The following is a 12,572-nucleotide window of genomic DNA, read 5'->3' on the forward strand; positions in this document are numbered from 1 at the left end:
ATTACTCCCGGCCGTCTTCTGGAGCGTTGTCTGCTGGCGCCGCACCGTCGACATGCTGATTGTCTTCGGCCACGGCACGCTCGATCAACGCCGACAGGTGTGCGCCACGCACGACGCTTTCGTCATAGTGGAAGTGCAACTGCGGCACGCTGCGCAGCTTCATCTCGCGAGCCAGTTGCATACGCAGGAAGCCCGCCGCCGCATTGAGCACCTTGATGCTCTGGGCGATGTCTTCCGGGTTGTCCTGGCCCATCACGGTGATGAAGATCTTCGCGTGGCCGACGTCACGGCTGACGTCGACGGCAGTAATGGTCACCAGGCCGACGCGCGGGTCTTTGACTTCACGACGGATCAGTTGCGCGAGCTCACGCTGCATCTGGTCGCCGATACGTTGGGTACGGCTGTATTCTTTTGCCATGTCTTGTTACCTGTAGCTGCCCTGCGGTGAAACCCGCGGGTCTGAAAGCGGCAAACGCCCGGCCTGGCAGAAGCCGGACCGGGCGTTGCGTTTAGAGTCCTGACGCAGTGCCGCGCATTGGCATGCGGCGGCTCGGCGTGGCCCTTGAAGTGCGCGAGTCAGAGGCTGCGAGCAACCTGGACCTTCTCGAAGACTTCGATCTTGTCACCGACCTTGACGTCGTTGTAGCTCTTCACGCCGATACCGCATTCCATGCCGGCACGCACTTCGGAAGCGTCATCCTTGAAGCGGCGCAGGGATTCCAGCTCGCCTTCGAAGATAACGATGTCTTCACGCAGTACACGGATTGGACGGTTACGGTGAACAACACCTTCGATCACCATGCAACCGGCGATCGCGCCAAACTTCGGCGAGCGGAACACGTCACGCACTTCAGCGGTACCCAGGATGTTCTCGCGAACATCGCTGCCAAGCATACCGGTGAGCGCTTTCTTGACGTCTTCGATGATGTCGTAGATCACGTTGTAGTAACGCATATCCAGGCCTTCCTGCTCGACGATCTTCCGTGCGCCAGCATCGGCACGCACGTTGAAGCCGAACAGTACAGCGTTGGAGGCCAGTGCCAGGTTGGCATCGGACTCGGTAATACCACCGACACCGCCACCGACAACACGCACTTGCACTTCGTCGTTACCCAGGCCGTTCAAGGCGCCGTTCAACGCTTCCAAGGAACCGCGGACGTCGGATTTGAGGACGATGTTAAGCGTCTTCTTCTCTTCCTGGCCCATGTTCTCGAAGATGTTTTCCAGCTTGCCAGCATGGGCGCGAGCCAGTTTGACTTCGCGGAACTTGCCTTGACGGAACAGAGCCACTTCACGGGCTTTCTTCTCGTCGGCCACCACGCTCATCTCATCGCCAGCGTCCGGGGTACCGTCCAGGCCGAGGATCTCGACAGGGATGGAAGGACCGGCTTCCTTGATCGACTTGCCGTTCTCGTCGAGCATGGCCCGTACACGGCCATAGTTCGAACCGACCAGGACCATATCGCCTTGGCGCAGGGTGCCGTCCTGGACCAGAACGGTTGCCACCGGGCCACGCCCCTTGTCGAGACGCGATTCAACCACGACGCCACGGCCAGGAGCCGATGGAGTCGCTTTCAGTTCCAGGACTTCGGCTTGCAGCAGAACCGCTTCGAGCAACTCGTCCACGCCAGTACCGACTTTCGCCGAAACCGAGACGAACGGGGTGTCGCCGCCCCACTCTTCCGAGGTCACGCCATGAACCGACAGCTCGCTACGGATGCGATCGAGATCGGCGCCCGGCTTGTCGATCTTGTTCACCGCGACCACCAGCGGAACACCGGCAGCCTTGGCGTGCTGGACCGCTTCAATGGTCTGCGGCATCACGCCGTCGTCCGCTGCAACCACCAGGATCACGATGTCAGTGGCCTTGGCACCACGGGCACGCATCGCGGTAAACGCGGCGTGACCCGGGGTGTCGAGGAACGTGACCATGCCGCGATCGGTTTCAACGTGGTACGCGCCGATGTGCTGGGTGATACCACCGGCTTCGCCGGCAGCAACCTTGGCACGACGGATGTAGTCGAGCAGCGAGGTCTTACCGTGGTCGACGTGGCCCATGACGGTCACAACCGGTGCACGGGAGAACGCTTCACCTTCGAACTTCAGGGACTCGGCCAGGGAATCTTCCAGGGCGGTGTCGCTGACCAGGGTCACTTTGTGGCCCAGTTCTTCAGCAACCAGTTGGGCAGTTTCCTGGTCCAGTACCTGGTTGATGGTGGCTGGGGTACCCAGTTTGAACATGAACTTGATGATTTCGGCAGCCTTGACCGACATCTGCTGGGCGAGATCGCCAACAGTGATGGTCTCGCCGATCTTCACTTCACGCACGATAGGGCCGGTAGGGCTCTGGAAACCGTGAGCGTTGCGTTTCTTCAGCTTGGCCTTGCCGCGACCGCCACGACGGAAACCGTCGCTTTCTTCGTCGGTAGTGCGCGGAGCCACACGTGGCGCCGGAGCCTTTTCCTTGACCGAAGCACGATGCGGAGCGTTCTTGCGCTCGCCATCAGCTCCGCCGCTACGACGATTGCTATCGTCGGCACGCGGCTTGTCTGGACGACGCGGCTCTTCGCGCTTGCGCTCGACGGCCGGCGCAGGAGCGGCCGCCACGGCTTCGCGAACAGGCTCGGCAGCGACAACAGGTGCCTGGGCAACCGCGTCGACCACCGCAGCGTTCCCCGGAGCAGCAGCAGGCTGGCGGCGCGCTTCTTCTTCGGCGCGACGCTTGGCTTCTTCTTCAGCCTTTTGACGGGCCGCATTCTCTACGGCACGACGTTCTTCCAGCTCACGCTTGCGCTCGGCTTCGATTTCTTCCGGGCTGCGTTGTACGAAGACTTTCTTCTTGCGTACTTCAACGCTGATGCTTTTGCTACCGGCAACACGCAGGGTGCTGGTGGTCTTGCGCTGCAAGGTAATCTTGCGCGGCTCTTCCACTTTCGCCTTGTGGCTGCTTTTCAGGTGAGTCAGCAGCGATTGCTTCTCACTGTCGGTCACATGTTCCTCGGCGGCGGTGTGCGGCAGACCTGCCTCACGCATCTGCTGCAACAGGCGCTCTACCGGTGTTTTGACCTCATCGGCCAGTTGTTTCACCGTGACTTGCGTCATGCACTTCTCTCCTCAGGCCGCGCCTAATTACTCGAACCAATGGGCTCGGGCGGCCATGATCAACTTGCCGGCACGATCGTCGTCGATGCCGTCGATGTCGAGCAGGTCGTCAATAGACTGCTCGGCCAGGTCTTCGCGGGTAATTACGCCGCGCACCGCCAGTTCCATCGCCAAATCCTTGTCCATACCCTCAAGCGAGAGCAGGTCTTCGGCCGGATGGGCGTCTGCCAGCTTTTCCTCAGTAGCGATGGCTTTAGTCAACAAACGATCCTTGGCCCGAGCGCGAAGCTCGTTGACGGTGTCTTCGTCAAAGCCATCGATGTTGAGCATTTCCTCCAACGGTACGTAGGCAATCTCTTCCAGGCTGGTAAAGCCTTCATCAACCAGTACCTGCGCCAGATCTTCGTCGACTTCCAGCTCGTCGATGAAGTTGCGCAGAATGTCACCGGTCTCTGCTTGCTGCTTAGCCTGGATGTCCGATTCGGTCATCACGTTCAGGGTCCAGCCGGTCAACTGGCTGGCCAGACGCACGTTCTGACCACCGCGACCGATGGCCTGAGCCAGATTGTCTGCGCCGACGGCGATGTCCATTGCATGGGCATCCTCGTCAACGATAATTGCCGCGACTTCCGCCGGCGACATGGCGTTGATCACGAACTGCGCCGGGTTGTCGTCCCACAGGACGATGTCCACGCGCTCGCCACCCAACTCGCCGGAGACGGCCTGGACGCGCGAACCGCGCATACCAATGCACGCGCCTTGCGGGTCGATGCGTTTGTCCTTGGAGCGGACCGCGATCTTGGCACGCGAACCCGGGTCACGGGAGGCGGCCATCACTTCGATCAGGCCTTCGGCGATTTCCGGCACTTCGATGCGGAACAGCTCGATCAGCATTTCCGGCGCGGTACGCGACAGGATCAGCTGAGGGCCGCGGTTCTCGGTGCGGATTTCCTTGAGCAGGGCGCGCACGCGCACACCGACGCGGAAAGTCTCGCGGGAAATGATGTCTTCGCGGGCCAGCAGCGCTTCGGCATTGTTACCCAGGTCAACGATGACGTTGTCGCGGGTGACTTTCTTCACGGTGCCGGAGATGATTTCCCCCAGGCGCTCGCGATAGGCGTCGACAACCTGTGCGCGCTCGGCTTCGCGAACCTTCTGCACAATGACTTGCTTGGCGGTCTGAGCGGCGATACGACCGAATTCGATGGACTCGATCTTGTCCTCGACGACGTCGCCGACCTTGGCACCCGGGTGGGTCTCTGCGACCTTGCTCGGCCAGGTCTCGATCGCCGGATCATCAAGATCGGCTTCCTCGACGACTGTCCAGCGACGGAAAGTCTCATAGGCACCGGTGTGGCGGTTGATTTCCACACGCAGGTCAACTTCGTCTTCAAAGCGCTTCTTGGTAGCGGTCGCCAGAGCAATCTCCAGCGCCTCAAAAATCACGCTTGCCGGTACACCCTTTTCGTTGGATACCGACTCAACAACCAGCAATACTTCTTTGCTCATCGTACGCCTCGCCTTTCGCAAGCCATTGGATCCGCGGGATCCGCGTCTCAGTCAAAACTGGGAATAATGTTGGCCTTGTCGATCAAATCGATCGGCAACAGAAACTCATGGTCTTCCACCTGCACCACGATGTCCTGCTCTTCCACTCCGCGCAGAAGGCCCTGAAAATTACGTCGACCTTCGAAAGGCGAGCGCAACTTTATCTTCACTTGTTCGCCGGCATGCGAGGCAAACTGTTCAAGGGTGAACAGCGGGCGTTCCATGCCAGGAGAGGAAACCTCAAGGGTGTATTCACTGGTGATGGGGTCTTCGACGTCCAGCACACCACTGATCTGGCGGCTGACGATGGCACAGTCGTCCACCAGCACACCGCCTTCTTTATCGATATAAACGCGCAACACGGAATGGCGACCTTGAGCCGAATACTCAATACCCCAGCATTCATAGCCAAGGGCCACGACCACCGGGGCCAACAAGGCCTGCAACTGTTCTAGCTTGCTCGACACCTGAACCCCCTCGTGCATCTCTGTGCATGCAATTGAAATAAACAAAAAATGGGCGAATCGCCCATCCCTGAAACGCCGTCGAACAGCGGCGTCATGAAGTACCCAGCCAACAAAAAGCCCCTGAAAAGGGGCTCCGCTAAAACTGGTTGCGGGGGCCGGATTTGAACCGACGACCTTCGGGTTATGAGCCCGACGAGCTACCAGACTGCTCCACCCCGCGACAAAGCTGGGGCGGAAGTATACGACCGATCCCTTGCAGGGTCAATGTAACCTTCCACCTACAAGAAAGCCCGCAACAGCGGGCTCTCCTGATAATTGGTACCGAGAAGGGGACTCGAACCCCTACACCCTATGGGCACAACCACCTCAAGGTTGCGTGTCTACCAATTCCACCACCTCGGCAATACAACGTTTACAGCATGAAACCCATTTTACTTCTGCTCTGGAGCCTTGGGTACATCAGTCGGTGAGGCCGACTTCTGCTCCTGGAGCACCGGTACATCATCAGATGCCGGTTTCTGCTTTGGCACTTCCAACACTGCCGGTTTTGGCAAACCTGCTTGAGTCAGCTCATGAGCTTTCTCTTTAGCAAAGTAACCTAACCCCAAGCTGGTTATGAAGAAACCTGCGGCAAGTATAGCAGTAAACTTACTAAGAAAGGTAGAGGAACCTTGGCTTCCGAACACAGTATTTGAAGCACCTGCCCCGAAAGACGCACCAGCGTCCGCACCTTTACCCTGTTGCAGCAATACCAGAGCGACAACGCCCAGCGCACCCAACAGATGAAGAACGACTACGACTGTTTCCAGCATTTTTTCAGTTTCCCGCGGCGCGACAGATCGCACCGAACTCATCTGCATTCAGGGAAGCCCCACCAATGAGCCCCCCATCGATATCCGGCATGCCGAACAGTTCGACCGCATTGGCCGCCTTCACGCTGCCGCCGTATAGAAGCCGCACACCTTGTGCGACCTCAGAATTCTCTGCCGCCAACTGCGCGCGAATGGCGGCGTGCACATCCTGCGCTTGTTGCGGCGAAGCTGTCAGCCCGGTGCCAATGGCCCAGACCGGTTCGTAAGCGATGACAGCCTTGGCAAAAGCGCCGACACCCAGCTCCTCGATAATACTGCCCAGCTGACGCGAAACCACTTCCAGCGTCTTGCCGGCCTCACGCTGCTCCAGGGTCTCCCCTACACAGAGCACCGGAATCAAACCACAGGCCTGCGCTGCCGCAAACTTGCGATTGAGGGTGCGATCCGACTCGCCCATGATCAGGCGACGCTCGGAATGCCCAACCAACACCAGGGAACATCCTGCATCGAGCAACTGGCTCGGTGCAGTCTCACCGGTCAGGGCACCCTGCATGGATTCCACCGCCGAGTTCTGCGCACCGACCAAAATCGATTTGCCTTTCAAGCCTTCAACCACTTGGCTGATATGCAGGCAAGGCGGGAATACCGCCACGTCCACACCGCTCGGCAAGGCCAGGTTACGCAGGCCCTTGATCAGCTCGACGACGCTGGCGCGGGTACCGTGCATCTTCCAGTTACCAGCTACCATTGGGCGACGCATGCTGTACCTCGCAGGTCAAAGTGGGCGCAGATGTTACCCAACCGCATCCTGGCTGGCAAGCCGAAATCAGGCGCAAACTTCAGTCACCAGTTTTGCCAGTGCATCGGCGTGGCCACGGACCACCACTTCGTCTTCGCCTTCGACCATTACCCGCACCAGCGGCTCGGTACCGGACTTGCGCAACAGCACGCGGCCGCGACCATTCATGGCCTGGGTCACCTGATCGCAGGCCTGCACCACCTTCGGGTGCTTGACCGGGTCGACACCACCGGCGAAGCGCACATTGACCAACACCTGTGGGCACTTGCGCAACGCCTGGCGCGCCTGGGCCAGACTTTCGCCACGGCGACGCAGGGCCATCAGGGTTTGCAGGGCCGCGATGATCGCATCGCCAGTGGTGGTGTGGTTCAGGCAGAGAATGTGCCCGGAGTTTTCACCACCCACCAGCCAGTTGCGCTCCAGCAGCTCGGCAATCACATAGCGGTCGCCGACATTGGCGCGCACGAACGGAATATCCAATTCCTTGAAGGCCAGCTCGAGGCCCAGGTTGCTCATCAGGGTACCGACCACGCCACCATTGAGCTTGCCGCGCTCGGCCATGTCCCGGGCAATGATGAACACCAGCTCGTCACCATCGACCACGGCACCGGTGTGATCGACCATCAGCACCCGATCGCCGTCGCCGTCGAACGCGATACCCAGGTCCGCCTGCTCGGCGAGCACGGCCGCCTGCAGCGGTTTCATATGCGTCGAACCGCAGTTGTCGTTGATGTTCAGCCCGTTGGGCGCCGCCGACAAGGCGACGACCTGCGCGCCCAGCTCGCGGAACACACTCGGCGCGACCTTGTAGGTAGCACCGTGGGCACAGTCGATAACAATCTTCAGGCCCGCGAGATCGGTTCCCGTCGGCACGCTGCTCTTGCAGAATTCGATATAGCGACCGGCTGCGTCATTGATCCGCGAGACCTTGCCGAGCTTTTCCGACTCGACCACGGTCATCGGCGCATCGAGCAGCTCTTCGATCATCAACTCGACTTCATCCGGCAGCTTGGTGCCCGCGCCGGAGAAGAACTTGATGCCGTTGTCGTCATGGGGATTGTGCGAAGCACTGATCACGATCCCCGCCTCGGCATGAAAGGTCCGGGTCAGGTAGGCAATGGCCGGCGTCGGCATCGGCCCCAGCAGCAGCACATCGGCGCCGGCGGCGGAAAGACCGGCTTCCAGGGCGGACTCGAACATGTAGCCGGAGATCCGCGTGTCCTTGCCGACCAGCACCCGGCATGCACCCAGCTTGCGGAATGCCATGCCAGCGGCCCAGCCGAGCTTGAGCATGAACTCAGGGGTGATCGGGAATTGCCCTACGCGCCCGCGAATACCGTCGGTGCCGAAGTATTTTTTTTTCATCAGTGCTCCATCGTTCTTATTGCGCAGCTTCAACAGCAGCAATCATGCGTACCACGTCGACCGTTTCGGCGACATCATGCACGCGAAGAATCCGCGCCCCTTTACTCATCGCCAGCGCCGCCAGGGCGAGGCCGCCGTAAAGGCGCTCACCCACTGGGCGCCCCAGAGCCAGCCCTATCATGCTCTTGCGCGAGACACCGACCAACAGCGGCCGCCCCAGGGCGTGCAATGTTTCCATATGCTTGAACAGGCTCAGGTTGTGCGCCAGGGTCTTGGCAAAGCCAAACCCCGGGTCAAGCACAATGCGCTCGGCGGCAATACCGGCTGCCGCACACAGCGCCATGCGCTCGGCGAGAAAGTCCACCACCTCGCGCGTGACATCGTCGTAATGGGGGTTGTCCTGCATATTGCCCGGTTCACCGAGCATGTGCATCAGGCAGACCGGCAAGCCGGTCGCAGCGGCGGCCTGCAAGGCACCGTCACGCTGCAACGAGCGCACATCATTGATCAGGCCCGCGCCCAACCTGGCACTCTCCAGCATGACCTGTGGAGTGGACGTATCGACCGAGATAATCACATCCAGCTCTCGATGGATACGCTCGACCACCGGCGCGACACGCTCCAATTCCTCGAGAGGAGACACCACCGGAGCACCAGGACGGGTCGACTCGCCACCGACATCGATCAGCGTCGCGCCCGCCTCGACCATGGCCTGCGCGTGGCGCAGGGCCGCCTCGAGCTGATTGAAACGACCGCCATCGGAAAAGGAATCAGGAGTGACATTGAGAATGCCCATGACATGCGTCTGGGCCAAATCAAGAACCCGGTTGCCGCAAGGCAACCGGGTCGAGGACTGAACAGAAGTCATTTCAAACCTTAATGATCAGCCGCAGGGCCGCCGATCGGCGCTTCTGGTCGTTCGTTCTGGATCACCGGCGGAGTCCCCGAAGTCCCCGAACCGCCCTCCCAGTCGCGCGGTTCGCGCGGTGGGCGACCCGCCATGATGTCGTCGATCTGCTCGGCATCGATGGTTTCGTACTTCATCAGCGCGTCCGCCATGGCGTCGAGCTTGTCGCGGTTATCCGTCAGGATCTGCTTGGCCGTGCCATAGCACTGATCAATGATGCTGCGCACTTCCGAATCGATCAGCTTGGCCGTTTCGCCAGAGAAGCTGGCGTTCTGACCGCCGCCGCCACGACCCAGGAACACTTCCTGGTCTTCCTCGGCATACATCAGCGGGCCCAGCTTCTCGGACAGGCCCCACTTGGTAACCATGTTCCGGGCAATCTGGCTGGCACGCATGATGTCGTTGGAAGCGCCGGTGGTGACACCGTCGAAGCCCAGGGTCATCTCTTCGGCGATACGGCCGCCATACAGCGAACAGATCTGGCTGATCAGCGCACGCTTGGACAGGCTGTAGCGATCTTCTTCCGGAAGGAACATGGTCACCCCCAGCGCACGACCGCGCGGGATGATCGAGACCTTGTAGACCGGATCGTGCTCGGGCACCACGCGACCGACAATGGCGTGACCGGCCTCGTGATACGCGGTGTTCTGTTTTTCCTTCTCGGACATGACCATGGATTTGCGCTCGGCGCCCATCATGATCTTGTCTTTCGCCAATTCGAACTCTTTCATCTCGACGATGCGTTTGCCGGCGCGCGCGGCGAACAGGGACGCCTCGTTCACCAGGTTGGCCAGGTCGGCGCCGGAGAAGCCCGGCGTACCCCGCGCAATCACCCCTGGCGCGACGTCTTCGCCCATTGGCACCTTGCGCATATGCACTTTGAGAATCTGTTCGCGACCGCGGATATCCGGCAGGCCGACCACCACCTGGCGGTCGAAACGACCGGGACGCAGCAGCGCCGGGTCGAGCACGTCAGGACGGTTGGTGGCGGCAATCACGATGATGCCGTCGTTCATCTCGAAACCGTCCATCTCCACCAGCAACTGGTTGAGGGTCTGTTCGCGCTCGTCGTGACCGCCGCCCATGCCGGCACCACGGTGACGACCGACCGCATCGATTTCGTCGATGAAGATGATGCAAGGCGCGTGCTTCTTCGCCTGCTCGAACATGTCACGGACACGGCTGGCACCGACACCGACGAACATCTCGACGAAATCGGAACCGGAAATAGTGAAGAACGGCACCTTGGCCTCGCCGGCAATGGCCTTGGCGAGCAAGGTCTTACCGGTACCCGGAGGACCGACCATCAGCACACCGCGAGGAATCCGCCCGCCCAGGCGCTGGAACTTGCCCGGATCACGCAGGAACTCGACCAGCTCGCCGACTTCTTCCTTGGCTTCGTCGCAACCGGCGACGTCAGCCAGGGTGGTTTTCACCTGGTCTTCCGAAAGCAGGCGCGCCTTGCTCTTGCCGAAACTCATCGGCCCGCCCTTGCCGCCCGCGCCGCCCTGCATCTGGCGCATGAAGAACATGAACACCGCGATGATCACCAGGATCGGGAAGCTGGCCACCAGCAACTGGGTCCAGATGCTCTGCTGCTCAGGCTGTTTGCCTTCGACCACGACGTGGTTGTCCACCAGGTCGCCGATCAGGCCGTTGTCCTGGATGGCCGGGCGGATGGTCTTGAAGCTGTCGCCATCGTTGCGCTTGCCGGTGATCACGTAGCCGTCCACGGCAACGCGCTCGACTTTGCCATCCTTGACCTGCTGGATGAAGTCGGAGTAGTTGAGGGTCTGCGGCTCGTTAGGGCTGGAGAAGTTGTTCATCACCGTCACCAGGACAGCCGCGATGATCAACCACAGGATCAGATTCTTTGCCATATCGTTCAATTAACTACCCTCATGAAGCGGGATCCGCTACTGGCGCGCGCTTCGCATGATATTCACCGGCATAACTTACTACATTACCTACAGATCCTGCAGGCGCCGTCTGTAACCCTTTGTGAAACAATCACTACACAATATGCGCTTATTCTCACAGGGCGAAATATGAAAAACCTATCGCCCCGGCCAAGAACCTCGTCTTACTCGATCCGTCCGCGGAAGCCACGACCCAGCAGATACTGCTCGCGGGACCGATCACGGGAAGACGCCGGCTTGCGCGTCTGGACCTTGTCAAACAGCTTGCGGAAGTTCCGGTGGTACTCGTCGAAGCCTTCGCCCTGGAAAACCTTGATCAAAAAATCACCACCGGGGCGTAGGACGCGTCCGGCGAGATCGAGTGCCAGTTCGCAAAGGAACATCGAACGTGGCATATCCACTTCGGGTGTACCACTCATATTGGGGGCCATATCGGAAATCACAAGGTCCACCTCGGAATTTCCCACCGCCGCGAGGATTTCCGCCAGGACGGCATCCTCGGTGAAGTCGCCCTTGATGAAGGTCACATCGGGGATGCTGTCCATATCCAGGATGTCGGACGCGATCAGGCGGCCCTTGCCACCAATCAGACGACTGGTCACCTGGGACCAGCCACCCGGCGCCGCGCCGAGGTCGATCACGGTCATGCCCGGGCGGATGATCCGGTCCTTCTCCTGGATCTCCAGCAATTTGTAGCTGGCACGGGAGCGATAGCCGTCTTTTTGCGCCATTTTGACGAACGGATCGTTGAAATGTTCTTTCAGCCAGTTAAGGCTAGTCTTGGAACGGGCCACGGGCCACCTCAAAAAATAGTCGAATCGCGATTAACTGGGCGGTCCCGGACGCGCTCGGGTAAACTGGCCGCCGCTTTTTACAAGATCAGACGCAGGGGTCAGATTATGCCGCTCACTCAAGAGCAGAAGAAACAGTACAAATCCATTGGCCACCATCTGAAACCAGTATTGACTGTGGCTGACAACGGCTTGACCGAAGGTGTGTTAGCCGAGCTTGAACGCGCATTGGGCGATCATGAGCTGATCAAGATCAAGCTCAATATCCTCGACCGCGAATCGCGCCTGGAGGCCATTGCGCAGCTGTGCAAGGCCGGCAAGGCGGATCTGGTGCAAGTCATCGGCAAGATGGCGCTGCTGTATCGCAAGAACTTCAGCGTCAACAAGCAGCTGTCCAACGTCCATCGCTTCAAGTGACGTAGGAACGGGTCAAGGGTACGCGGTGCGTACCCTGCCACTCTCGCCGGGCACCGGCTGCAGCACCAGCACCAGGCCGCAAAGGCCGAGCACCAGGTAACTGAACAACTGCCAGCGCGATGCCTCCGGCATCCAGGCGCGCACCGCGAAATACATCCCGCACGCATACAACGACATCAACAGCAAATGCCCGCGTGTATCGCGCCAGAGGCTTGCCCGACCTTCGGCCTGGAGCAACACCAGGATCTGCACGATCACACACACCGTGGCAAACCCTATCAATAAAGAGCCCAGCAGGCTATTGATCTCGTCGATCAACAGCGGTGCCAGGCCTATTTGCGCCAATACCGGCAACAACCCGATATGCAGCAGCCACAGGCCGCCCACCCAGAGCATCTGGGTCAGTTGCCAGAGCATGGCGCCCGCACGCAGCGGGCGCCTTCGT

Annotated in this window: 12 protein-coding genes and 2 tRNA genes; 1 reads left to right on the plus strand and 13 read right to left on the minus strand. The window is 60.0% G+C overall.

The window, feature by feature from the left end:
* Position 1: 1 nt before the first annotated feature.
* The 12 genes from rbfA to rlmE form a co-directional block, all read right to left on the minus strand.
* The gene (gene rbfA / locus M5B99_RS16130) at positions 2-418 is read right to left on the minus strand and encodes a 30S ribosome-binding factor RbfA (protein WP_248804979.1); all 417 of its coding nucleotides are present in this window, start codon (positions 416-418) and stop codon (positions 2-4) included.
* A gap of 158 nt (positions 419-576) precedes the next feature.
* Positions 577-3,102, minus strand: a complete 2,526-nt coding sequence (gene infB, locus M5B99_RS16135) for a translation initiation factor IF-2 (protein WP_248804980.1) — start codon at positions 3,100-3,102, stop codon at positions 577-579.
* A 27-nt stretch (positions 3,103-3,129) separates the two neighbouring features.
* Positions 3,130-4,611, minus strand: coding sequence for a transcription termination factor NusA (gene nusA / locus M5B99_RS16140; protein ID WP_100939596.1), 1,482 nt, complete (start codon positions 4,609-4,611; stop codon positions 3,130-3,132).
* 47 nt (positions 4,612-4,658) lie between these two features.
* On the minus strand, positions 4,659-5,117 hold the full coding sequence (gene rimP / locus M5B99_RS16145) for a ribosome maturation factor RimP (protein ID WP_157815186.1): 459 nt from the start codon (positions 5,115-5,117) through the stop codon (positions 4,659-4,661).
* A 143-nt stretch (positions 5,118-5,260) separates the two neighbouring features.
* Positions 5,261-5,337 (minus strand) — tRNA-Met (locus tag M5B99_RS16150).
* Positions 5,338-5,433: 96 nt separating this feature from the next.
* Positions 5,434-5,519, minus strand: a tRNA-Leu gene (locus M5B99_RS16155).
* 29 nt (positions 5,520-5,548) lie between these two features.
* Entirely contained in the window at positions 5,549-5,929 is a 381-nt protein-coding gene (gene secG / locus M5B99_RS16160; protein WP_248804981.1) for a preprotein translocase subunit SecG, read from the minus strand.
* 4 nt (positions 5,930-5,933) lie between these two features.
* Positions 5,934-6,689 carry a triose-phosphate isomerase gene (gene tpiA, locus M5B99_RS16165; protein ID WP_248804982.1) on the minus strand — a complete coding sequence of 252 codons (756 nt, stop codon included), beginning with the start codon at positions 6,687-6,689 and terminating at the stop codon, positions 5,934-5,936.
* 66 nt (positions 6,690-6,755) lie between these two features.
* Positions 6,756-8,093: a phosphoglucosamine mutase gene (gene glmM / locus M5B99_RS16170; RefSeq protein ID WP_248804983.1), complete on the minus strand. Its 1,338-nt coding sequence runs from the start codon at positions 8,091-8,093 to the stop codon at positions 6,756-6,758.
* A 16-nt stretch (positions 8,094-8,109) separates the two neighbouring features.
* Positions 8,110-8,961 (minus strand): dihydropteroate synthase, encoded by an 852-nt coding sequence (folP, locus tag M5B99_RS16175; protein ID WP_248804984.1) that lies wholly within the window; start codon positions 8,959-8,961, stop codon positions 8,110-8,112.
* Between the two features lie 8 nt (positions 8,962-8,969).
* Positions 8,970-10,880: an ATP-dependent zinc metalloprotease FtsH gene (gene ftsH, locus M5B99_RS16180; protein WP_248804985.1), complete on the minus strand. Its 1,911-nt coding sequence runs from the start codon at positions 10,878-10,880 to the stop codon at positions 8,970-8,972.
* A 203-nt stretch (positions 10,881-11,083) separates the two neighbouring features.
* The gene (gene rlmE / locus M5B99_RS16185; protein WP_248804986.1) at positions 11,084-11,713 is read right to left on the minus strand and encodes a 23S rRNA (uridine(2552)-2'-O)-methyltransferase RlmE; all 630 of its coding nucleotides are present in this window, start codon (positions 11,711-11,713) and stop codon (positions 11,084-11,086) included.
* Positions 11,714-11,818: 105 nt separating this feature from the next.
* Here rlmE and yhbY point away from each other — a divergent pair, with 105 nt between their 5' ends.
* Entirely contained in the window at positions 11,819-12,127 is a 309-nt protein-coding gene (gene yhbY / locus M5B99_RS16190; RefSeq protein WP_100939603.1) for a ribosome assembly RNA-binding protein YhbY, read from the plus strand.
* Positions 12,128-12,139: 12 nt separating this feature from the next.
* On the opposite strand, the gene M5B99_RS16195 is transcribed toward yhbY, so the two are convergent.
* Positions 12,140-12,544 carry an MFS transporter gene (locus tag M5B99_RS16195; RefSeq protein ID WP_248804987.1) on the minus strand — a complete coding sequence of 135 codons (405 nt, stop codon included), beginning with the start codon at positions 12,542-12,544 and terminating at the stop codon, positions 12,140-12,142.
* Between the last annotated feature and the right edge of the window lie 28 nt (positions 12,545-12,572).

The sequence above is a fragment of the Pseudomonas sp. MWU13-2100 genome (assembly GCF_023242365.1).
Lineage (GTDB): Bacteria > Pseudomonadota > Gammaproteobacteria > Pseudomonadales > Pseudomonadaceae > Aquipseudomonas.

Bases quoted from the DNA above. Each gene is read 5' to 3' on its own strand.
- nusA (WP_100939596.1), bottom strand. From the start codon at position 4,611: ATGAGCAAAGAAGTATTGCTGGTTGTTGAGTCGGTATCCAACGAAAAG.
- yhbY (WP_100939603.1), top strand. From the start codon at position 11,819: ATGCCGCTCACTCAAGAGCAGAAGAAACAGTACAAATCCATTGGCCAC.
- M5B99_RS16195 (WP_248804987.1), bottom strand. From the start codon at position 12,544: ATGCTCTGGCAACTGACCCAGATGCTCTGGGTGGGCGGCCTGTGGCTG.
- tpiA (WP_248804982.1), bottom strand. From the start codon at position 6,689: ATGCGTCGCCCAATGGTAGCTGGTAACTGGAAGATGCACGGTACCCGC.
- glmM (WP_248804983.1), bottom strand. From the start codon at position 8,093: ATGAAAAAAAAATACTTCGGCACCGACGGTATTCGCGGGCGCGTAGGG.
- rbfA (WP_248804979.1), bottom strand. From the start codon at position 418: ATGGCAAAAGAATACAGCCGTACCCAACGTATCGGCGACCAGATGCAG.
- folP (WP_248804984.1), bottom strand. From the start codon at position 8,961: ATGACTTCTGTTCAGTCCTCGACCCGGTTGCCTTGCGGCAACCGGGTT.
- infB (WP_248804980.1), bottom strand. From the start codon at position 3,102: ATGACGCAAGTCACGGTGAAACAACTGGCCGATGAGGTCAAAACACCG.
- ftsH (WP_248804985.1), bottom strand. From the start codon at position 10,880: ATGGCAAAGAATCTGATCCTGTGGTTGATCATCGCGGCTGTCCTGGTG.
- secG (WP_248804981.1), bottom strand. From the start codon at position 5,929: ATGCTGGAAACAGTCGTAGTCGTTCTTCATCTGTTGGGTGCGCTGGGC.